We start from the raw sequence: 19,918 nt of genomic DNA on the forward strand, positions 1-19,918 counted from the left end.
GTATGCTCAGAGGCGCGTGTTGCTTGCTGTGCCCAGCCGCTGCCCATGGAACAAAACGACATCCCTCAACGGTCCTCCACAGGCGTGCCTGGCCTGGATGACGTGCTGCATGGCGGGCTGCTGTCGCATCGCCTCTACCTGGTGGACGGCAACCCGGGCGCGGGCAAGACGACGCTGGCGCTGCAGTTCCTTCGGGAAGGCGTACGCAACGGCGAGCGATGTCTCTACATCACGCTGTCCGAGACGCGGGCCGAGCTCGTGGCCGGCGCCCTGTCGCATGGCTTGAGTCTGGACGGCGTGGACATCGAGGAGCTTATTGGCCACGAGGGCGGCTTCGACGGCGAGGCGGAGCTGACGATGTACCACCCCTCGGAGGTGGAGCTGACCGAGACGACGCGCCAGGTGCTGCAGGCAGTCCAGCGCGTCGAGCCCAGCCGCATGGTGTTCGATTCGCTGTCGGAGCTGCGGCTGCTGGCGCAAAGTTCTCTGCGCTACCGGCGCCAGATCCTGGCACTCAAGCAGTTCTTTGCCGCACGCCGCTGCACGGTGCTGCTGCTCGACGACCGTACCGCCGAGGGGCCGGATCTTCAACTGCAAAGCATTGCGCATGGCGTGATCTCGCTGGACCAGCACGCACCGAGCTATGGGCAGACGCAGCGGCAACTGCAGGTGGTGAAGTTTCGTGGCAGCGACTTTCGCAGTGGTTTCCACGACATGTGCATCCGCTGCGGGGGCCTGCAGGTGTTTCCCCGCCTGGCCGCGGCCGACCATGACGGTGATTTCGTGCGTGAGCCGGTGCCCAGCGGTGTCGTCGCGCTGGATGCGCTGCTCGGTGGCGGCATAGACCGCGGCACGACGACGCTGCTGTTGGGCCCGCCAGGCAGCGGCAAGTCCACCGTGGCGCTGCAGTACGCGCATGCCGCGGCGCTGCGCGGCGCCCACGCTGCGGTCTTTGCCTTCGACGAGTCGCGCGCCATTTTGCTGGCCCGCTGCCAGGGGCTGGGCATGCCGTTGGTGGAAGGGTTGGGCGTGGGCCAGGTGCAGGTGCGCCAAATTGATCCGGCGGAAATTGCGCCGGGCGAGTTCGCCGCGATGATCCGGGTGGCGGTGGAGCAGCGCGATGCGCGGGTGGTGGTCATTGACAGCCTCAACGGCTACCTCAACGCCATGCCCGACGGCCGCTTCCTCACGGCCCAACTGCACGAGTTGCTGGCCTATCTCAACCACCGCGGCGTGGCGACGTTTCTGGTCGCGGCACAGAGCGGCCTGCTTGGGCCCAACATGCAGTCGCCCGTGGATGCAAGCTATCTGGCCGACAGCGTCGTCGTGATGCGCATGTTCGAGCACGACGGCCGGGTGAAAAAGGCCATCTCGGTGTTCAAGAAGCGCAGTGGCCGCCACGAGGAAACGATCCGCCAGATCTGGTTCGACGCCGGCGGCGTGCACCTGAGCGCACCGCTGGCGGGGCTGCGCGGCGTGCTTGCCGGGGTGCCGGTGAGCAGTGGCGTGCACGTTACAGGGGGCATTTTGGACAGTGCAACCGGGCCTGCGGGCACACCGCCGTGAGCCAGTCCGGACAGCGTGTACTGGTGGCGCCGCCAACGCGCCGTGACGGCGAGGTGACGCTGTCGCTGATACAGCGCGCGGGGATGGATGGCGCTGTGTGTGCCACGTTGGCCATGCTGTGCGAACAGCTGGCGCAGGGCGTGATGCCGTGCTGGCTCATGAGGCGGCGCGCGCGTTCCTTGCCCACGCGGTGCCCGCGCACCAGCAATTCTTTCCACATCCGCGGCCAGCCGTACTCCTGACGCACTTCGGCATGGATGGCGCGCATGTGCACCAGCAAGACCTCATCGCTGAGCCCGCCCGACCCCGGCTGGCTGGGCTTGCGTGCGTCGCGACGGCGGCGATGTTCCAGGTACCCACTGACGCTCACGCGCAGCACTTTGCAGGTCAGCGACAGCGGCCACTGCTGACCGTGACGCTTGTACTTCACCCCCGCGCCTTCGCGAACTACGCCGTCGCTTTTTCCAGCACATCGCGCTCCATCTTCACGCGCGCAAGTTCGGCTCTCAGCCGAGCAATCTCCATTTGCTCCAGCGTCAGACAGCTTTGACATGCTGCCTCAACTGGTCAACTGGGTGAAAAATGGCATCGCGCCTGACGCCGTCACCGCATCGGCCAGCAACCTGGGAAGCTCGGCGCAAGGACCCCGGTGCTTGCGTCGTCCTTGCTTGCCGACAGGGGACTGCAAGCGCAGCGTGCCTGGTGCTCTGTCAGGTCGCCTGTGGCAGCAATCAGCCGTACAGTTTGGCCGGGTTGGCATCAAGAATCAGCGATTCGAGTGTCGGGCTGTCGGTCCAGCGCCTGAACTCCGCCAGCAGCTGGGCGGCATCTGGCGCGGGCTCTACGCGCAAGTGCGGCCAGTCGCTGCCCCACAGTAGCGCATGCGGATTGGCACCGAGCAGCGCGTGATGGAAAGGCAGGCCTTGGTCGAAGTCCCGCGCCTTGAACAAGTTGCGGTACGCACAGAGCTTCACGAACGTGACGCCGTCTTCCACCAACGACAGCAGGCAGCGGAATCCTGGGGCGTCGATGCCCGCATCGATGTCGAAGCCGCCCATGTGGTCGATCACCACCTTCACCGGCAGCCGGCGCAAGTTCTCTGCGATCTCCGGCAGGGCCTGCGTGTCGGTCCAGAGCTCGGCGTGGAGGCCTGCGTCGGCCAGTCTCGGGGCAAGCTCCAGCAGGTCCGTGAAGCCGGCACTGCCGGCAAAGTTGGCGCCCGCGCCGCTGCGATGGCTGAATCGCGCGGCCCTGATGCCCCTGTCGCGCAAGCCGTGCAGCGCAGCAAAGGTATGCGCCCGCGCCACGATGACACCCCGCAACTGGCGATGCGCCGCCAGCGCGTCGAACAGCAACGAGTGATCTTCGCCATAGGCGCTGGGATGCACCAGGACGCCGTTCGACAGGCCCAGTCGTGACAGCAGCGCCAGATACTGCGAAGAAAGCGCAGGCGGCGGCGTGTAGCTCCTGTCCGCGGCGAGTGGAAACTGATCGTAGGGGCCGAACAGGTGCGCGTGGCAGTCCCATCCCCCGCTCATGCCATGTCCTTTTGCGGCAGGTCGAAAGCCGCGGTTTCGCCTTCGGGCAGAGGGATCTCATGTGCATTGAGCGTCATGGCCACCATCGTGTAATAGCCCACCAGCGCCGTGAGCTCGACGACAGTGCGTTCGCCGAAGTGCTGCAGCGTGGCGGCATAGGTGGTGTCGGACACCGAGTTGAACTGGTTCAGCTCGCGCGCATATCGCACCACCAGGCTTTCCGATTCGGTCAGGCCCTGCGGGATGCGCTGCGACAGCAGTTCGTCGATGATGGACAGTTCAATACCGGCCTTGAGCGCCTCGGCGCGGTGCGCGTACCACTCGAAGGGTGACTGGCAGGCGCGCCCTGTCACGAGAATGGCCAGTTCCGACAGGCGCGGTGGCAGCGAAGTGTTGTAACGCAGGAATTCGCCCAGGGCCTGCCACCGATCGGCGAGTTCCGGGCTGTGCAGCGCCGCACGCAGCGGCCCCACGATCTTGCCGCGCCGGCCGGAGACGACCTTGTCGTAGACGCGGCGCTGCTCGGCGTCCATGGTGTCGGGGGTAGGGAACGTGATGCGTGGCATGGATGGCTCCTGAGTTTGCGCAGCAGGTTAGCGGGCGCCAGTGCACACAGCCAGATCACCCGGCGCATTGCAGCTATGTGCGCTGCATCACAACGCAGGACCGGAATGCCACATTCCCTTTTGCGCCATGTCGGCGACGATGTCGATGATGCGCGAGGCCACGGCCGAGACGGCGCGCGGTGGGCCTTTGGACTTGGCCATGGCCATGGCGACGATGCGCTGCATCGGCGGGCTGGTGATCTTCGACGCCTGCAGGCGTCCTTCTGCCATCTCGGTCCACACTGCATGCAACGGCAGTACTGTGTACAGGCGCTCCTGCGCCACCAGCAACTTTTGCAGCGGCAGCGAGTCGGCTTCGATGACCGGGGTCAGGCTGATGCGCTCCTGGCGGGCGAAGGCATCCAGCGCCGTGCGCAACCCGTTGGGCACGCTGGGCAGCACAAACGGTAAGCCATCGAGTTGGCTGAAGGGCAGTTCCGGCCGCAAGGTCAGCCGATCGCCTTTGGCACCGATCAGGAAGCTGTCAACGGTGGCCAGCGCCTGCTCATGCTCCGACAAGGTGCTGCTGTAGCGGTACAGGATGGCGATGTCGACTCGGGCATCGGACAGCCATTCCTCCACTTGGCCACTCGATCCCTCGAGGATCTTGAGCTTGACTGCCGGGTGGCGCTCGCGCAGGTCGCTGAACAGCCTCCCGACCAGAGGATGGGCAATCGAGGGCAGCGAGCCCACGGTGACGCGGCCGGTCGGCTCGCGCACCTCGCCACGGATTTCGACTTCGAGTTGCTCGGCGCCTTCGAGCAGAGCCTTGACTTGTGGAAACAGCCGCTCACCGACTTCGGAAAGCTCGACTCCGCGGCCGGTCCGGTTGAATAGCCGCGAACCACACTCCCGTTCGAGCGCGTTGAGCTGCCGGCTCAGCAGCGACTGATTGCTGTCCAGGAACAGCGCTGCGCGCGTCAGGCTGCCGAGCTCGCCGATGGCAACAAACGCGCGCCACTTGTTCAAGTCAGCGGTGATGTCGAGCTTGAAGTCGGTCGCTTTTGGAGTTTGCATGAGAGGACAGGCGTACAGCGACGCAACAATGACTTGTCTGCATTTTGCGCTTGATTCCAATGCGTCTTCGCTGGTGAATGAAGACGGGGTTGGCCATCACGGAGACTGGGCCATGCCTCGAACATCCAGCGGTAGTGAAGTGTTGGAGCAGGCACGTCGCCAGCGCAGGGGTTGAGTTTCTACCCGCGCAGCGGCCTGGCTCGCTTGCCGCGCAGCGTCTCGGTGTCCGGACGTTTTCGCGATGCCAGTTCCATCGGCAGCAAGCGCTGGAAGAGCTCCGCTGGCAGACGCAGCGGGCGCCCGCGGCGGCGGATAATGCCGATCGTGCGGCTCAGGGCCGGCGTTTCGAGCTTGATGCTGACCAGCTTCCCGCGGCGGTAGCGCCAGCCACGGCACCACGCCGATGCCCACCCGGCTTCCACCAGGCTCACCAGCGCAGGCACGTGCCGCACTTCGCAGAACCATTTCGGCTTGTTCTCCACCCGTGCCAAAGCTTGGTCGATCAGGAAACGATTGCCACTGCCCTGAGCAAGCGCGATGTGGTCGTAAGACGCAATATCGGCCCAGCCGATGCCCTTGCGCTTTGCCAACGCATGCTCGCTCGTGCAGGCAACGACGAAAGGATCCTCCATCAGCGGCTCGAACTTGATGTCGGGTTCCTGGGTGCCGATGTACGTGAGGCCTAGATCAGCTTTGGCGTTGGCAACGGCCAGCAGCAACTCCGATGCGGATTCATCGACCAGGCGTACCCGAATTCGCGGATACAGCTCGTGAAAGCGGCTGATGACGCCAGGTAGGAAGTAGCTCACTGCCGGCGGCACGCAGGCGACCGACACCTCGCCGGAGATCCGTTCGGCGAAGTCGGCGACACCTACGAGAGCGCTATCAAGCTCGTTCATCACGCCACGCGCCTTGTGGACGAAGGTTCGTAGTCCTTGTGTCTGTGATGCGGAAGCCAACTCAAAGAGGCGCCTACGTGGCCCGGCAAGGCTGGCGTGCGGTGCGGCGTCAATCAAGGGGATAGCCTCTTTTAAGATTGACGCGCCACACGCTGGAATGGGCCACCATCGGTAGCCGCGCCAGGGCGCGCTACCAAGGCGGGCTGGGCCGGCCGATGTGCGTCCTGTGCGCCAACACGGGGCTTCGCATCACCGGCCGGTATACGCTGGACGCCTTCTCGGAACCCTTGTGCACGCCGCAGCCGCTGCTGCGCGGCGACGAGTACGCCGGGGCCTCGCTGTTCTTCCAGTCAAGGTTCCTGGGCGGCCTGGCGCCCTTCATGGAGGCCACGGGTGCCCTCCTCGCGGCCGGTGCCTGGCTCGTCGACGCGTGACAATTGCGTCTCACCGCCGGCAAGCCGTGCCGGCCCGGCTCGCCAGGCGCCCGCGCGGCGCGGCACCCACAGAAGAGAGACAAACCGGCCTTGCTGGACCTTCAGACGACTTTTGTAATGATGCTGGCCACCGTTGGGGCCACGGCGGCAGCGCTGCCCACGTTGGTGGGCTGGCGCGCCACCGCGGGCGGGCGCTGGATGAACGGCAGCGCGGTGGCGCAGGCGCTGGCTTGGGGCGCATTCATGCTGGCGCGCCCGCTGCACGACAGGCTGTTTTCCTCGCTGTGGATCGGCCTGCTGGGCTTGAGCCTGGTGTGCATCTGGCACGCCCTGGACGCCTGGTTAATGCGCCGCCCCGGGCGGGCGCTGGTGCACGCTGTGGCATTGATCACGCCGCTGGGCTACGGGCTGGGTTTTGACAGCTATGCGTTTCGCGTGGGCTGGTCCAACTTCGGCCTGGCGCTGCTGTTGGGCTGCGTGGCGCTGGGCTGCGCCTGGCCGGCGCAGGGTATTGGGCGGCGCTGGCGCGCCGTGGTGCTGGTAAGCGCGCTGGCGTTGGCGCTGGTGACACTGAGCCGCGGCGTGCTGGGCGCCTTCTTCACGGAGCTGTATCCCACGCTGCGCACGCCGCATCCGCTCAATGTGGCCGGCGCGATGGTTCAGCACGTGGCGTTGGCGCTGATCACTTTGGGCTTGCTGGCGGCCTGGCACGACGAGGCCAGCCGGGCCTTGCAGCGGCTGGCCGCAACTGACGGGCTCACCGGGCTGCTCAACCGCCGCGCCTGCTTGGAGCAGGCCGCCACCGCCCTGGCCACGTCACGCCGCTACCGCGAGCCGCTGGCCGTGTTGCTGCTGGACCTGGACCACTTCAAGCAGATCAACGACACGCTGGGCCACGAGGCGGGCGACACGGCGCTGCGGCTCATGGCCGAACAGTTGCAGCTGCACCTGCGCCCGGGCGACCTGAGCTGCCGCTACGGCGGCGAGGAGTTCCTGGTGCTGCTGCGCCGCTGCGCTCAGGCGCAGGCCATGGAGGTGGACGCGCGGCTGCGCGAGGCGCTGCAGCGCGCCACGCAGGCACACATGGGCCGCACAGTGAGCTTCAGCAGCGGCCTGGCGCTATGCCAGGACGGCGACATCGACATCCAGCCCCTGCTGCACCGCGCCGACATGGCGCTGTACGAGGCCAAGCGATCAGGGCGAGGAAGGTTGGCCATGGCGGCGTAGCAGGGCCCGCACACTCACAGCACCGTGTTCCTGCGACGTGATTGACGGCGCTCAGGATTCGAATTGGATATTCCGGTCCTGCACCAGCTTCGCCAACGACTGGCGCTGGCTCTCCACGAAGCCCGTGAAAGCCTGGCCGCGCGCCGCGGTGAGCCTGATGTTGAGTTCCGCAAACTGCTTCTGCAGTTGCGGCTGTGACACGATCTTCTCCAGTTCGCCGCCAAGACGGTTCACGATGTCCGCGGGGGTGCCGCGTGGGGCGAATAGGCCATGCCAGGACGTGAACTGGTAGTCCGGGACGCCGGCTTCCGCCATGGTCGGCGCCGTGGGGAACGCCGGCGAACGCTCGCCGGTGACCGCAAGGAGCTGAAGCCTGCCGCTCTTGACCAACCCTGTAGCGGCGCCGTCGATCATCACGTCCACTTGGCCGGCCACCAGGTCGTTCAGGGCCGGCACGCTGCCCTTGTAGGGCACATGGACCAGATCGATGCCCGTGCGGGCCCGCAGCATTTCCATTGCGAGATGGCTTGGCGTGCCGTTTCCGCCGGACGCGTAGGTCAGCTTGCCGGGCTGCGCCTTGGCGCGTGCGATGAACTCTCCCAGGCTGCGCACGCCGAGGTTGGGATTGACAACCACCAGCAAGGACACCGACGTGAGCCGTGCCACAGGCACGAAGTCGCGCACCGGGTCGTAGGACAAGTGCGGCAGAGCGAGGCGGTTGATCACGTGGGTGGCGATGTCCCCCAGCAGCAGCGTGTAGCCGTCACCGGGCTCCTTGGCCACGGCACCGGTTCCCAGTGAGCCGCCAGCGCCGGCACGGTTGTCGACGATGACGGTCTGGCCGATGGCCGTTGAAAGCTGCTGGCCGATGGACCGTGCAATGAGGTCGGAGTTGCCTCCCGGCGGAAAGGGAACGACCAGTCGCAGCGGTTTCGTGGTCGGCCAGCTTTGCGCCTGTGCGGACCCGACACCCAGGCCAGGAACAGCGGCCAGGGCAAGGCAGAGTTTTCGACGGTTCATGTTCATGCTTTGTCTCCTGAACTGACAGCGATTCGTGCTCTAGTAATTCGATGGCTCTTCAGCCCGGCGAGCCCACCGTGCGCGTCGGGTCGTCCAGCGGCGGCAGCGGGTAGTGCATGCCGCGCTGGCCGCCAAAGTGCCGGTCGCCCTTGCGTACCTTGGACTCGGCCGGGAAGCCGACGAGTCGATCTCCGGCGATCCACTCCCGATCTATGCCCCAGGCGTTCTCCACGAACACCTGCTCAAGCCTTTGCTGGATGTCCCGGTAGCCCGCCACGCCAGCGAGGTTGACGGTTTCCGCAGGGTCTTCCTGGAGGTCGAAGAGCTGCAGGTGGTTGCCGGCGGGATACCAGATCAACTTGTGGCGGCCGTCATGGGCCATGCGGGTCGCCAGCTCGTTTTCCTTGCATTCGCCGTAAAGCGTCTGGCGCTGCTGCTCGCCAACCATCGGGATACCGTCCACGGTCGATGGCACCGGCAGACCCGCCAGGGACAGCAACGTGGGCATGACGTCCTGCAGACCCACGAGCCTGTGGTCGACATGGTTGGCCGCCACGCGCGGGTCCCCCGCCGTTCCGACCAACAGCATCGGGATTTGGGCCGAGCCTTCGTAGAACACGCGCTTGGCCCACAGGCCGAAGTCCCCGAGCATGTCGCCGTGGTCGCTGCAAATCAGGATCACGGTGTTGTCGAGCAACTGCTCCTCGCGCAGTGTGCCGATGAGCACCCGCAGCTGGTGGTCGATGTGCGTGCACAGCGCGTAGAAAGCACGCCGGATGGCCTGCAGCTCATGGTCGCGGAACTGCGTGGGCCAGTGCGCCCGGGTCGCCTGCAGGGCCGCAGGCAACGCGCCATCAGCCCATTGGGCCTTCTGAGGCAAGTCCACATGCGCCAGCTCGTACATGTCCATGTATGCCGCCAGCGGAACGAGTGGCGGGTGAGGGTGGGTGTAGGAGACGTGCCAGAAGGCCGGGCGGCGCGGGTCCCGGCGCTTGATCATGCGGGCCGCCTCACGCGTCGTCCAGTTGGTGACGTGCATCTGTTCCGGCAGGTGCCATGGACGGAACAGGTAGTCGTTGTTGTTCATGCCGTGCAGGAACTGCGTGCCAGCGACGCCCTGCTCGGCAAGGTACATGTCGTAGTCATCCACTGCGCCCAGCTGCGGACGGCCTTCCTCGGCCAGCAGGATGTCGTCGAAGCCAATGCGGTCCCGCTGCGGGTAGACGTGCATCTTCCCGACGGCGTAGGCCTGATAACCGCCATCCCTGAAGCACTGGGCCACCGAGGGCAGGGCGGGCATCTCCTGGGCCGGCTTGAATTCCCGGTCGCCATGCGTCTGCGGCGAGGTACCCGTCATGACCGTGCGCCGGGCCGGGATGCAGATCGGACACTCGGAGTAGGCGCGCGGGAAACGTGTACCCAACCGAGCCAGATGGTCCAGCGTGGGCGTGAGGATGGCCGGATGGCCGGCAGCGCGAAGCAGCTTGCCCGGCCACTGGTCCATCATGACGAAAAGGACGTTGGGTTGGTTCTTCATCGTTTGACTTTCCTCAGGCCTGGCGCGGTGCGGTGGCAGTGAAGTAATTGGGATTGCGGTTGGCGATTTCTTCAGCGAATCGGACGTTCATGCGGATGTGCTCGCGCAGGACATCGGCGGCGGCGGCTGGTCGTCCGGCGCTCAGCTCGGTCACGATGGCGGCATGCTGTTCCTGGGACCGCTGCGGCGCATCGGGGCGGCTCTGCGCCAGCACCCGCACCCGGCGGTGCAGTTCGCGGGCTTCGAGCACGTAACGCCATGCGCCTGGAACCCCAGCGAGCTCGAGCAGGCGCCTGTGGAACCACTCGTCGCACTCCAGCACGGTGGCGACGTCGCCACGGCGACCCGCGGCGCGCTGGCGGCTCACGCAGGTCTTGAGCGCGTCAAGCTCGTCCCGCGGCAGCGTGGCAGGTAGCCGCATCATCGCGGTGCACTCCACGGCCTCGCGCATGAACAGCGCTTCACGGATGCGCTCCAGGTCCATCCGCGCCACAAAGGTGCCGACCTGCGGCACCACCTGAATCATTCCTTCCAGGGACAGGCGTTGCATTGCCTCGCGCACCGGCGTGCGTGACACCTGCATGTGACCAGCGATCTCGTTCTCCGAGACAGCGGAGCCTGGTAACAGCTTGACATTGAGGATGGCATTGCGCAGCCGCTCATGCACCTCCTGCCGGATGGGCCGCCCTGAACCCAGCTCAATGGGTCCGCCCAAGTCCAGCGCACTGTCGCCGGACTCCGCAACATCGCTATGCAGCGGATTAACGGCTTCGCGTTGAGCCGCTGCGGACGGCCGCCCCCGGCGGCGGCGGATAGCGGTTTGACCTTCAACAGCCGACATCCGGCACCTCCATCAACAGTTCGCTCAGGCTATTCTAAAATACTTGCATGCAAGAATTCCAGAAATAACAGAGGCAAGCTGGTGAAGTCGCTGGGCATGCAGGCGTCGATGTCACGCCGCGGGAACTGCTGGGACGCCCCGATGGAGAGCCTCTGGGAAAGCCTCAAAACGGAGTTGGTCCACCACGAGCGTTACGCGACGCGCGCTCAGGCATCAACGGCAATCCGGCAGTGGATCAAGATCTTTTACACCCCCCAGCGCCGCCATAGCCGGCTGGGCAACGGGGCACCATCGGTCTTTGCACGACAACACTTCCACAACGAAAGAGCGCGGGCAGCTTGGAAGTCGCTGTGCACTCTTGTCAGGACACCTCATCCTGTGCGAGGTTGTCAATCATGGACAGCAGGACGCGCCTCGCTGTGGCCACGTCGGCCTCGGGCACACCGCGGGCTGCAATGGCATTTACCTCCTCGGCCAGGGGCACCAATTGCCGCTTGAGCTTGCGCCCATTCGGCGTCAGGAACACGTAGACGTTCTTGCGGTTGTCAGGGCGCTGTTCCAGCCGCACATAGCCCAGTGCCTCCATGGCGCGCAAGGCCGTGAACGTCGTGGGCTCGGCCACGCCGGCCTCGATGCTGAGCTCGCGCTTGGTCAGGCCGTCGCGTTCCCACAGGATGCGCAGGAAGGTCCAGTGCCCCAGGGCCACGTCATGGCGTGCCAGGCGCTGCTGCAGCGCGCGCAGGAACGAGCGCGTGGCGTCCTTGACCAAGTGCGCCATGCGGTCCTGCGGCATGGCTTCGCGCCAATGGCGCAGGATCCGGCTGGCGGTTTCAGTGTCTCTGGGGGCAGGGGCTTTGGGCACGGCAGCGACAGCGGGCATGGACAAGGCTCTCATTTTCGCAGACCCACCTGGTGGCTCAGTTCCACGTCCCGTCCTTCGCGGGCCGAAGCCAGCAGCGCCAGGCAAATCTCCAGCGTGGCGCGTGCCCACGGCCCGTCGTGCAGCGGCTTGGCGACCTGCAGCACTGCATTCACCAGCTCGTCGATCACCTCAAAGCGCGGCACCGCGGGTGCAGGCAGTTCGATGCGCTCGCGGCGGCTGTCGCCGTACACCCAGACGGCGTCGGGCATGGGGCGCAGGTCGCCGTGCTCGCAGCTCACGATCACCGGCCCGAAATGCTGGTGCGCCGGTGCCGAGGTGCCGGGTGCCGGCGGCTTCCAGGCCGGCCCGCCATAGGTGCCCGCGGCCTTGAGCCGCGCCTCGTCCTCGGCGGACGCCACGCTCGCGAGCCGGCGCCGGGCCAGGCCATAGGCCTGCGGATCCTTGGGGCTGCCCATCTCGCCGGTCCAGCCGCACCACTCGTCGCTGTCGAAGCGGCCGTAGCCGCTGTAGGTCAGGCTGGCGAAGGCGCCGTCCTCGAACCACAGCAGGGCGGTATAGGCCCCTTCGGTGGGCCGTGCCGGATCCCAGTGGCCCATCACGGCGCGCACCCGCGTGGCGCGGCTGCCGGCCAGCAGGCGTACCACGTCCACCTGGTGCGCCGCTTGGCTGAACACCACGCCGCCGCCGGCCTCGGTCTGCAGTTCCTCGGGCCGGCGCGGCCGGTAGAGGAAGTCCGTGTAGTTCAGCGCCTGGATCATGCGCACCCGGCCCAGCCCACCAGCATCAATCAAGGCGCGCGCGCACAGGTAGGGCGTATCGAAGCTGTGGCAGTGGCCGACGATCAGGTGCACGCCGGCCGCGGCGCAGGCCTGCACCATGTCGTCGCACTCGGCCAGCGTGATGGCCATGGGCTTCTCGACCAGCACGTGCTTGCCATGGGCTGCGGCGATGCGGGTGTGCGCGGCATGGAACTGGTGCGGGCTGGCGATGTAGACGGCGTCTACAGCGGGACATGCCGCCAGGGCCTCGATGTCCTCGAACACCGCAGCCTGGAAGTCCTGCGCGAACTGCTCGCGCGCGGCGGGGCGTGGGTCGCAGGCCGCGGCCAGCTCGATGCGGTCATCGGCCAGGAAGGTGGGCAGCATCAGCGAAAAGGCACGCCCCAGGCCTGCCACCCCCAGGCGGAGCTTGCGCGCGGGCTGCGTGCTCACAGGTCGATCACCAGCTCGCCGCCCTTGGCGCGGGAGACGCAGATCATGATCTGGCTCTCCATCTCCTCGGGCATCAGCACCATGTCGCGGTGGTCCGCCTCGCCGGAGACCAGCTTGGTGCGGCAGGTGCCGCAGGTGCCGCTCTCGCAGGAAGAGGGCACGGTGCAGCCATGATCGCGCAGCACCGACAGGATCGTCTTGCCCACCGGCACCTCGAAGTGCTGTCCGGTCTTGGCCACCGTGACGGTGAAGGGCTTGTCGTCGGGGTGCATGCCGCCGCCCTCGTTGAAGCTCTCGAAATGCACGTTCTTGCTCGGCCAGTGACCGGCCATGTCGCGCACCGCGTCCATCAGGCCGCGCGGACCGCAGCAATAGATGTGGGCGCCCGGGGCGGGGCGCTCCAGCACCGGCCACAGGTCCAGCGAGTTCGCCGGGTCGCCGTGGTCGTGGTGGATCACGACCTTGCCCTTCAGCTCAGGCGCGTTGAGCTCATCCAGGAACGCCGTGCTCTCGGCTGAGCGCGTGAGGTAGTAAAGCTTCCACGGCGCCGGGGGCAGCTCGCCGAAGCTGCGGATCATGGACAGGATGGGCGTGATGCCGATGCCGCCGGCAATGAAGATGTGGCGCTTGGCATCCTCGAACAGCGGGAAGGCGTTGTCCGGCAGCGAAGTGGGCAGCGTGTCGCCCTCCCTGGCCTCGTCGCACAGGCTCATGGAACCGCCCTGGCCCTGTGCGTCACGCTTGACCGTGATGACGTAGCGGTGGCGCTCGGCCGGGTCGTTGCACAGCGAGTACTTGCGCAGCAGGCCGTTGGGCACCTGCACCTTGACATGGGAGCCCGGCGTGAAGGGCGGCAGTTCCGAGCCATCGTGCTGCACGAGCTCGAAGCTGCGGATGCCCTCGGCGGCGTCGGTGATGCGGGCGATGCGCAGCGGCATCTGCGTGTCGGCGTGGGTCTGGATGACGGTCATGAACAGGTCCTTTGCGAGTCAGGCAGTGACGATGCGCATGGACAAGTCCACGGCCCGCACGTCCTTGGTGAGCTTGCCGCTGGAGATGCGGTCCACGCCGGTAGCGGCGATGCGCCGGACGGCATCGAGGTCCACGCCGCCGGAGACCTCCAGCACCGCGCGCCCGGCGTTGAGCGCGCAGGCGCGCGCCATGTCTTCGAAGCTGAAATCGTCCAGCAGCACGTTCTTCGCGCCCGCCTCCAGTGCCCGCTGCAGCTCTTCCAGGCTTTCGACCTCGATCTGCACGTCCACGCCGGCGTTGAGAGCAAAGGCGGCTTCCAGCGCCTGCCGGATGCCACCGGCCGCGGCGATGTGGTTTTCCTTGATCAGGATGCCGTCCCACAGCGCCATGCGGTGGTTCGTGCCGCCACCCATGCGCACGGCGTACTTCTGCGCCTGGCGCAGTCCGGGCAGCGTCTTGCGGGTGTCGAGCATCTTGCACCCGCGCGGGTTGGGTGAGACGCCAACGATGGCGTCGGCGTACTGACGCGTGTTGGTGGCCACGGCCGAGAGCGTCTGCAGGAAGTTCAGCGCCGGGCGCTCGGCGGACAGCAGCGCGCGCGCTTCGCCCTCGATGCGCACCACCACGGTATCGCGCTCCACGCGCTGGCCTTCCCCCACGGACCAGTCCAGTCGCGCGTCAGGGTCCAGCGTCTTGACGCAGGCATCGAACCAGGGGCGGCCCGCAATCACGGCGCCCTCCTTGGCCACCACCTGCGCCCGCACGCGCTGGCCGCTGGGCACCAGCTGCGCGGTCCAGTCGCCGCGGCCGATGTCTTCCATCAGCGCGTCGTGCACGTTGCGCGCCAGCGCAGCTTCCAGAATCTCGTTGGCTTCAAACATTTCCGTGTCTCCTATTTCAGCGCCAGCACCACGGCCACCACGGTCAGGAAGACCAGCAGCACGCGCCGGAACCAGGTTTCGCTCAGGTGGGAGCGCAGCCGCTTGCCCAGCGTGAGGCCGCAGGCCACCGGCGCCAGCGCCAGCGTGGAAAGCAGCAGCTCCGTGCCGCCCAGACGCCCGTGCGCGGCCATGGAGCCGTACAACGGGATGGCGGAACCCAGGTAGATCAGGCTGATGCTGCCGATGAAGGCCTCGCGTGGCAGGCGCAGGCTGGCCAAGTAGCTGATGATCAGCGGCCCCGTGAGCGAGGACACCCCACCCATCGCACCCGAGAAAGCGCCGATGCCCGCGCTCCACCAGCGCTCGCGCGTAGGTGCCACCTGCAGCCGCAGCGGCAGGCACAACAGCACGACGGCCAGCAGCACCACCGCACCCAGCACGGCATTGAGCGTGCGCGGCGACAGCGCCAGGGTCATCGGCACCGTCAGCAGCGTCGTGACAAGCTGCGTGGCGATGAGTGGCAGGAAGCGCCGCAGACCTTGCAGGTTGCCGCTTTCCACCGCCTGCCAGGCGTTGGACACCAGCACCGGCATGGCCACCAGCACGATGGCCTGCGTGGCCGGGATGACCAGCGACAGCAACGGCACCGCGACCAGCGGCAGCCCGATGCCCAGGGTGCCCTTGACCATGCCACCGGCCAGGAACACGGCCGCAGCCGTCGCCAGCTCCAGTGCAGTCATGCCATGAGCTCCCGCGGCGCCGCCATGTCACTCGGGCTTCAGGTTGGCGCGCCTAGCCGCCGCCGTCAGGCGGTCACCTTCGCTCTTGAGCGCGCTGGCCAGCTGCTCGCCAGATCCCCCCACGGGATCGACGCCGGCAGCCTGCAGCTGCTCAATGACGTCCGGTTGCTTCACGATCTTGGCGATCTCGGCCGCGATGCGGTCGGCGATGTCCTTGGGCGTGCCCGCGCGGGCCAGCACCGCCACGTTGAAGGCGAAGTCGAAGCCCGGGGCTTTTTCAGCCAGGGCCGGCACGTTGGGCGCCAGCGGCGAGCGCTTGAGCGAGTTGATGGCGATCAGCCGGGCCTTGTCCGACTTGACGAAGCCCATGAGCGAGGGCGGCGACGCGAACGCCATGTCGACTTCGCCGCCGATCATCGCAGGGATCGAGTTGGCACTGCCCTTGAACGGGATGTGGGTGATCTCCAGGCCCAGTGCGTCCTTCATGGCCTCGGCCGTGAGGTGATGGATGCCTCCGATGCCCGAGGAGCCATAGTTGAGCTTGCCTGGCTTGGCCTTGGCCAACGCGATGAGCTCGTCCAGCGTCTTAGCCGGCACCCCGGCATTGACGGCCAGGAACAATGGCGCCTTGCCCACGAGCGACACCGGTGCAAAGTCCTTCTGGACGTTGTAGGTGACGCTCTTGTTGATCAACGGCGAGATCGTCAACAGCGGTCCGTCGGTCACCAGCAGGTTGTAGCCGTCGGCGGGCGACTGCGTGATGACGGCAGCTGAGATGGACCCACCAGCGCCCGGTTTGTTCTCCACGAACACCGTCTGGTCCAGCGCCTTGGACAGATGGACCGACAGGGTGCGCGCCACCGTGTCAGGCAACCCGCCAGGCGAATAGGGCACGATCAGCCGGATCGGCTTGGTGGGATAGGCCTGTGCAAAAGCCGGCGACAGCGCGGTGCCGGCAAGGAAGGCCACGGCGGTGCCTGCCAGCGTCCGGCAAAACATGCGTCTCATGAGGAACTCCTTGGAGGGGCAGCCGCGCGCAAGGACAGAGGCGTGCAGCTGCCTGGATCGCCGAACAAGCGCTCGGTGGGGAGGGGGTTCAGATGCTGTAGCTCTCGTAGGTGGCCGGATGGAAAAGCTCTTCCACGGCCATCAGCCGGGCCGACAGGCCCTGCGCATGATGGTGGCGCACGAAGGTCTCCAGCGTCTTGCGCGCCGGCGCCACGCCGTACGACCAGTAATCCTCACCCATGGTCTCGCGCGCGGCCTTGAGCTGCTCTTCGACGAAGGGCAGCGTGACCTTGGTGGCGGAGGTGTCGGACAGCAGCTCCAGCGCGGTGGCCTTGGATTGCGTGAAGGCCTTGAACACCGCGCCGGGCAGCCACGGGTGCGCCGCGGCAAGCTCCTTGCGGATGCCCACCACGTGCATGATCGGGAACACGCCCGTGCGCCGGTAGTAGTCCTTGGCCACCGCGGTCGGGTCGTCAAAGAGCCAGCCGATGTCCGGGTTGCGCTTGAGGATGTGCGCGCTGGGCGGGCGCGGGCCGATGAAGCCGTCGATCTCGCCCCGGTCGAGCAATTCGGAAATGGTGGTGCCCGCGGGCGCCTCCTCGACGCGCACGCCAGGAGGCAGCTGCAGCTTGATCTTCTCCGGGCGCCCAGGCGTGTCGATGCCCCCGCGCACCCAGGTCACGTCCTCGGGTGCGACGCCGTAGTCGTCCTGCAAGATCGAGCGCGCCCACACGTTGGCCGTGAGCTGGTACTCGGGCAAGCCCACGCGCTTGCCCTTGAGGTCCTCGGGACGCTGGATGCGGTCCTTGCGCACATAGATCGAGGTGTGGCGGAAGGCCCGCGAGAGGAATACCGGTACCGCGACGTAGGGACATTCGCCCTTGGAATGCTTGACCAGATAGCTGGAGAAGCTCAGCTCGGCGATGTCGAAATCCTGGCTGCGCATGGCTCGGAAGAACATCTCTTCCGGATTGAGCAGCATGAAGACGGGGTCTACCCCGTCGATCTGCACACGGCCATCGAAGAGGGCGCGGGTGCGGTCGTAGTCGCCCATGGCGACGGAGAGTTGAAGTTTGGTCATGGAACTGCAGGCTTGTAACGTGATCCGTGGTCAGACACGCGCGGTGTCTGGTCACTCGTGAAAAGCGGAAACGGACGACTCAGGCCTTGACCGAGTACGAGGGCTCCATTTCGGGCCGCTCCAAGCCGTCCGCCCAGACCGGCCTGATCTCGAAGGCGCGCCAATCCGTGGTCTTGGGCACGATGGCCTGGAACGCGCAGACCTCCTGGGGAATGGCCTTGTCGCCGCTGCCGATGGCGGTCTCGCCGTTCTGGAAGGCGCGCACCGCTTCAAGCATCTGCTTGCGGAACTCGACAATGGCCAGGTCGCTGGCGCCCAGCCGGTCATTGGTGCGGTCGGCGATGGCGCCCATCGTCACCCACATCGCGATGTCCTGGTTGGGGAAACCCGTGATGCCGGTGAAGTTGCCCGCCTTCATCGCCTGTCGGTCCTGCCAGAAACGGTTGTCCTGGTTGCGCAGCGGCCGGTAGTACTGATCGAGGTCCACGCCCACCGTCTGGCGCAGGAACCTGCGCCAGGTTTCGGTTTCGGGCGTCTGCGACGGATGGCCCCACGCGATGAAGTAGAAGGCCGTGCTCGTGTCGTCGCAGGGCACGTTGATGTTGGCAACGTTGTAGAGGTTGTTGGGCGGGATCAGCGCGGTGGCCGGGGCCACGAATACCGTTGAGCGCACATAGTCATGCGTGGCGGCGTCCTTGATGGGGCGGCGTATGGCGGCGTAGCGGAAGCCGTACTCGCCGCGCTGCACCTGCAGGCGCGGCGCCTTGTCGGTGGACGGGCGCAGCCAGGCGTTGGCCGTGGCCTTGGCGCCGTCCACGCGGGCAGGAACCATGTCCGAGCTGTGCAGGCTGGAGCTGTGTGCCGAGTCGATGGCGCCTTCGAGGATCTGCGCCCAGTTGCACGGCAGGATCGCCTTGGCGATCGACACACTGGCTTGGGCCGTGGGCGCCCAGCGCGGCGGCACGAACTCCGGCACCGCGTCCTGCGGGCCCATGTACGCCCACACCATGCCGCCCCACTCCTGTACCGGATAGGCCTTGTGCTTGACCTTCTCGGCCATGCCGCTGGCTGCCGGCTCCGACACCATCTCCAGCACGTTGCCCTCGACATCCATCTTCCAGCCGTGGTAGAGACAGCGCAGGCCGCCTTCCTCGTTGCGGCCGTAGACCAGCGAGGCGCGGCGATGCGGGCAGTACTCGTCCATCACGCCCACGCGGCCGTCGCTGTCGCGAAATACCACGAGGTCCTCGCCGAACACGCGAGCCTTCACCGGTGTGCCATCCACCTCGGACACCTCCTCGATCAGGCACACCGGCGTCCAGTGCCGGCGCATGAGCTGGCCCATGGGCGCGTCACCTTCGACGCGGCACAGCAGCTCGTTCTCTTGGCGGGTCAACATCAAAAGGCTCCTAAGTATGAAAATGGCTGTGTGCCTGAATGAAGTGCGTTTTATCCAGAGAAAATGCTTAGATAACTAATATTAGTCTAGATCAAAGACAATGCGTTTGAAAGCATGCATGGCTGGTGCAAACCCTTGGCTGCCGCGCTGCGACGCAGCGTCTTGCCGGATAACGTTGGCGTGAACCGGCCGGACTGGAGGTGGTGCGGGAGTGGCTTGTGCGGGACGCGCCGCCGTATCGACATGGAGGGCGGTGCCGTGGAAAGACCCTGGACCGCTCCATGGAAACTAAGAATATTAGTTGCCTAATATAAAATTTCGCTCCGGCGGTGGGGTTCCTGCTGCCTCGCCAAGGAAGTGCCTCCATGCAAACCGAACACGACAGCGACGCAATGGTCTGGAGCGATGCCTTCGTGCTGGGCTTTGGGCCGATGGACGAGGTGCACGAGGAGTTTGTGGACCTCGTTGGCGCGATGCAGAAGGCCCGGGACGAGGAGCTCGCTGCCCGGCTGGAAGCCCTTGCCACGCATGCGAAGGCGCATTTCGATGCCGAGAACGCGTGGATGGTGGAGACGGATTTTCCGGCCCGGGAATGCCACATCGACGAGCATGCAGCGGTCATGCGCTCGGTGCATCAGGTGCGCGAGCGTCTGGCCGGCGGCGACCACGCGGTGGCCCGGCGCTTGGCTGACGAGTTGGCTTCCTGGTTTCCTGGGCATGCCGACTATCTCGACTCCGCGCTCGCGCATTGGATGTGCAAGCGCCGCCTGGGCGGCAAGCCTGTGATCCTTAGGCGCGACATCAAGCCTGCAGCGTTGCGCGATGGCGCCAGCCTGGCTGCCTCCAGTGTCTCCAAGTGATCCATCCGCACGAACCCAAGGCTGGCGATCGGCAACTCATGGGTCGCTGCGGCCGGGGGTGCCTCACTCCGCCGCTTCTTCGCCCTGCCGTTGACGCATGAGCCGCTTGTTGAGCGCTTGCCGCGAGATGCCCAGCAGCCCCGCGGCGAGGACGGCGGCGGAGAAGAGCAGTCGGCGCATGGACGCACTCCTTGGGCGG

19 protein-coding genes and 2 pseudogenes are annotated in these 19,918 nt (G+C 66.4%); 5 read left to right on the forward strand and 16 right to left on the reverse strand.

Features of this window, described 5'->3' with window-relative positions:
- Positions 1-45: 45 nt before the first annotated feature.
- A complete protein-coding gene (locus SM757_RS09650; RefSeq protein ID WP_322465273.1) occupies positions 46-1,566 on the forward strand; it encodes an ATPase domain-containing protein in 1,521 nt (506 codons plus the stop codon).
- A gap of 142 nt (positions 1,567-1,708) precedes the next feature.
- Here the strand turns inward: SM757_RS09650 and SM757_RS09655 are convergent.
- The 5 genes and pseudogenes from SM757_RS09655 to SM757_RS09675 form a co-directional block, all read right to left on the reverse strand.
- Positions 1,709-2,106 (reverse strand): annotated as a pseudogene (locus tag SM757_RS09655) (IS3 family transposase); the annotation flags it as partial.
- 191 nt (positions 2,107-2,297) lie between these two features.
- Positions 2,298-3,104, reverse strand: a complete 807-nt coding sequence (locus tag SM757_RS09660) for an amidohydrolase family protein (protein WP_322465274.1) — start codon at positions 3,102-3,104, stop codon at positions 2,298-2,300.
- Positions 3,101-3,670: a carboxymuconolactone decarboxylase family protein gene (locus SM757_RS09665; protein ID WP_322465275.1), complete on the reverse strand. Its 570-nt coding sequence runs from the start codon at positions 3,668-3,670 to the stop codon at positions 3,101-3,103. The genes SM757_RS09660 and SM757_RS09665 overlap by 4 nt, the downstream gene beginning before the upstream one ends.
- Positions 3,671-3,757: 87 nt before the next feature.
- Positions 3,758-4,726, reverse strand: a complete 969-nt coding sequence (locus SM757_RS09670; protein WP_322465276.1) for a LysR family transcriptional regulator — start codon at positions 4,724-4,726, stop codon at positions 3,758-3,760.
- A gap of 179 nt (positions 4,727-4,905) precedes the next feature.
- On the reverse strand, positions 4,906-5,625 hold the full coding sequence (locus tag SM757_RS09675) for a LysR substrate-binding domain-containing protein (protein ID WP_322465277.1): 720 nt from the start codon (positions 5,623-5,625) through the stop codon (positions 4,906-4,908).
- Positions 5,626-5,762: 137 nt separating this feature from the next.
- Between SM757_RS09675 and SM757_RS09680 the strand changes: the two genes are divergently transcribed.
- Together SM757_RS09680 and SM757_RS09685 are read left to right on the forward strand one after the other, a co-directional pair.
- Positions 5,763-6,059, forward strand: coding sequence for a hypothetical protein (locus tag SM757_RS09680; protein ID WP_322465278.1), 297 nt, complete (start codon positions 5,763-5,765; stop codon positions 6,057-6,059).
- Between the two features lie 117 nt (positions 6,060-6,176).
- Positions 6,177-7,286, forward strand: coding sequence for a GGDEF domain-containing protein (locus SM757_RS09685; RefSeq protein WP_322465279.1), 1,110 nt, complete (start codon positions 6,177-6,179; stop codon positions 7,284-7,286).
- Between the two features lie 51 nt (positions 7,287-7,337).
- On the opposite strand, the gene SM757_RS09690 is transcribed toward SM757_RS09685, so the two are convergent.
- From SM757_RS09690 to SM757_RS09700, 3 genes are read right to left on the reverse strand one after another with little or no spacing between them, the layout of a single operon-like run.
- Positions 7,338-8,312, reverse strand: coding sequence for a Bug family tripartite tricarboxylate transporter substrate binding protein (locus SM757_RS09690; RefSeq protein WP_322465280.1), 975 nt, complete (start codon positions 8,310-8,312; stop codon positions 7,338-7,340).
- Between the two features lie 52 nt (positions 8,313-8,364).
- Positions 8,365-9,843 carry a sulfatase-like hydrolase/transferase gene (locus tag SM757_RS09695; protein ID WP_322465281.1) on the reverse strand — a complete coding sequence of 493 codons (1,479 nt, stop codon included), beginning with the start codon at positions 9,841-9,843 and terminating at the stop codon, positions 8,365-8,367.
- 13 nt (positions 9,844-9,856) lie between these two features.
- Positions 9,857-10,684: a GntR family transcriptional regulator gene (locus SM757_RS09700; RefSeq protein WP_322465282.1), complete on the reverse strand. Its 828-nt coding sequence runs from the start codon at positions 10,682-10,684 to the stop codon at positions 9,857-9,859.
- Positions 10,685-10,780: 96 nt separating this feature from the next.
- Between SM757_RS09700 and SM757_RS09705 the strand changes: the two are divergent.
- Positions 10,781-10,981 (forward strand): annotated as a pseudogene (locus SM757_RS09705) (IS3 family transposase); the annotation flags it as partial.
- A gap of 64 nt (positions 10,982-11,045) precedes the next feature.
- On the opposite strand, the gene SM757_RS09710 reads toward SM757_RS09705, so the two are convergent.
- From SM757_RS09710 to SM757_RS09745, 8 genes are all read right to left on the reverse strand, one after another.
- Entirely contained in the window at positions 11,046-11,546 is a 501-nt protein-coding gene (locus SM757_RS09710) for a MarR family winged helix-turn-helix transcriptional regulator (protein ID WP_322465360.1), read from the reverse strand.
- Positions 11,547-11,575: 29 nt separating this feature from the next.
- Positions 11,576-12,778 (reverse strand): Gfo/Idh/MocA family protein, encoded by a 1,203-nt coding sequence (locus SM757_RS09715; protein WP_322465283.1) that lies wholly within the window; start codon positions 12,776-12,778, stop codon positions 11,576-11,578.
- Complete coding sequence (locus SM757_RS09720) at positions 12,775-13,749, reverse strand: PDR/VanB family oxidoreductase (protein ID WP_322465284.1); 975 nt, start codon at positions 13,747-13,749, stop codon at positions 12,775-12,777. Before SM757_RS09720 ends, SM757_RS09715 begins: the two co-directional genes overlap by 4 nt.
- A gap of 18 nt (positions 13,750-13,767) precedes the next feature.
- Entirely contained in the window at positions 13,768-14,631 is an 864-nt protein-coding gene (gene nadC / locus SM757_RS09725; RefSeq protein ID WP_322465285.1) for a carboxylating nicotinate-nucleotide diphosphorylase, read from the reverse strand.
- Between the two features lie 11 nt (positions 14,632-14,642).
- Entirely contained in the window at positions 14,643-15,371 is a 729-nt protein-coding gene (locus SM757_RS09730) for a sulfite exporter TauE/SafE family protein (protein WP_322465286.1), read from the reverse strand.
- Positions 15,372-15,398: 27 nt separating this feature from the next.
- Positions 15,399-16,379: a Bug family tripartite tricarboxylate transporter substrate binding protein gene (locus SM757_RS09735; RefSeq protein ID WP_322465287.1), complete on the reverse strand. Its 981-nt coding sequence runs from the start codon at positions 16,377-16,379 to the stop codon at positions 15,399-15,401.
- An 88-nt stretch (positions 16,380-16,467) separates the two neighbouring features.
- Complete coding sequence (locus tag SM757_RS09740) at positions 16,468-17,460, reverse strand: PhnD/SsuA/transferrin family substrate-binding protein (protein WP_322465288.1); 993 nt, start codon at positions 17,458-17,460, stop codon at positions 16,468-16,470.
- A gap of 79 nt (positions 17,461-17,539) precedes the next feature.
- Positions 17,540-18,859 carry a Rieske 2Fe-2S domain-containing protein gene (locus SM757_RS09745; RefSeq protein WP_322465289.1) on the reverse strand — a complete coding sequence of 440 codons (1,320 nt, stop codon included), beginning with the start codon at positions 18,857-18,859 and terminating at the stop codon, positions 17,540-17,542.
- Between the two features lie 365 nt (positions 18,860-19,224).
- Between SM757_RS09745 and SM757_RS09750 the strand changes: the two genes are divergently transcribed.
- The gene (locus tag SM757_RS09750) at positions 19,225-19,719 is read left to right on the forward strand and encodes a bacteriohemerythrin (protein ID WP_322465290.1); all 495 of its coding nucleotides are present in this window, start codon (positions 19,225-19,227) and stop codon (positions 19,717-19,719) included.
- Positions 19,720-19,918 lie beyond the last annotated feature (199 nt).

The organism is Azohydromonas lata (genome assembly GCF_034427735.1).
Classification (GTDB): Bacteria; Pseudomonadota; Gammaproteobacteria; order Burkholderiales; family Burkholderiaceae_C; genus Azohydromonas; species Azohydromonas lata.

What these genes read in the sequence shown, in the direction of transcription:
- SM757_RS09695 (WP_322465281.1), bottom strand. Translation starts at nt 9,843, where the DNA reads ATGAAGAACCAACCCAACGTCCTTTTCGTCATGATGGACCAGTGGCCG.
- SM757_RS09745 (WP_322465289.1), bottom strand. Translation starts at nt 18,859, where the DNA reads ATGTTGACCCGCCAAGAGAACGAGCTGCTGTGCCGCGTCGAAGGTGAC.
- SM757_RS09675 (WP_322465277.1), bottom strand. Translation starts at nt 5,625, where the DNA reads ATGAACGAGCTTGATAGCGCTCTCGTAGGTGTCGCCGACTTCGCCGAA.
- SM757_RS09660 (WP_322465274.1), bottom strand. Translation starts at nt 3,104, where the DNA reads ATGAGCGGGGGATGGGACTGCCACGCGCACCTGTTCGGCCCCTACGAT.
- SM757_RS09670 (WP_322465276.1), bottom strand. Translation starts at nt 4,726, where the DNA reads ATGCAAACTCCAAAAGCGACCGACTTCAAGCTCGACATCACCGCTGAC.
- SM757_RS09740 (WP_322465288.1), bottom strand. Translation starts at nt 17,460, where the DNA reads ATGACCAAACTTCAACTCTCCGTCGCCATGGGCGACTACGACCGCACC.
- SM757_RS09685 (WP_322465279.1), top strand. Translation starts at nt 6,177, where the DNA reads ATGATGCTGGCCACCGTTGGGGCCACGGCGGCAGCGCTGCCCACGTTG.
- SM757_RS09750 (WP_322465290.1), top strand. Translation starts at nt 19,225, where the DNA reads ATGCAAACCGAACACGACAGCGACGCAATGGTCTGGAGCGATGCCTTC.
- nadC (WP_322465285.1), bottom strand. Translation starts at nt 14,631, where the DNA reads ATGTTTGAAGCCAACGAGATTCTGGAAGCTGCGCTGGCGCGCAACGTG.
- SM757_RS09730 (WP_322465286.1), bottom strand. Translation starts at nt 15,371, where the DNA reads ATGACTGCACTGGAGCTGGCGACGGCTGCGGCCGTGTTCCTGGCCGGT.
- SM757_RS09665 (WP_322465275.1), bottom strand. Translation starts at nt 3,670, where the DNA reads ATGCCACGCATCACGTTCCCTACCCCCGACACCATGGACGCCGAGCAG.
- SM757_RS09690 (WP_322465280.1), bottom strand. Translation starts at nt 8,312, where the DNA reads ATGAACATGAACCGTCGAAAACTCTGCCTTGCCCTGGCCGCTGTTCCT.
- SM757_RS09650 (WP_322465273.1), top strand. Translation starts at nt 46, where the DNA reads ATGGAACAAAACGACATCCCTCAACGGTCCTCCACAGGCGTGCCTGGC.
- SM757_RS09700 (WP_322465282.1), bottom strand. Translation starts at nt 10,684, where the DNA reads ATGTCGGCTGTTGAAGGTCAAACCGCTATCCGCCGCCGCCGGGGGCGG.
- SM757_RS09720 (WP_322465284.1), bottom strand. Translation starts at nt 13,749, where the DNA reads ATGACCGTCATCCAGACCCACGCCGACACGCAGATGCCGCTGCGCATC.
- SM757_RS09735 (WP_322465287.1), bottom strand. Translation starts at nt 16,379, where the DNA reads ATGAGACGCATGTTTTGCCGGACGCTGGCAGGCACCGCCGTGGCCTTC.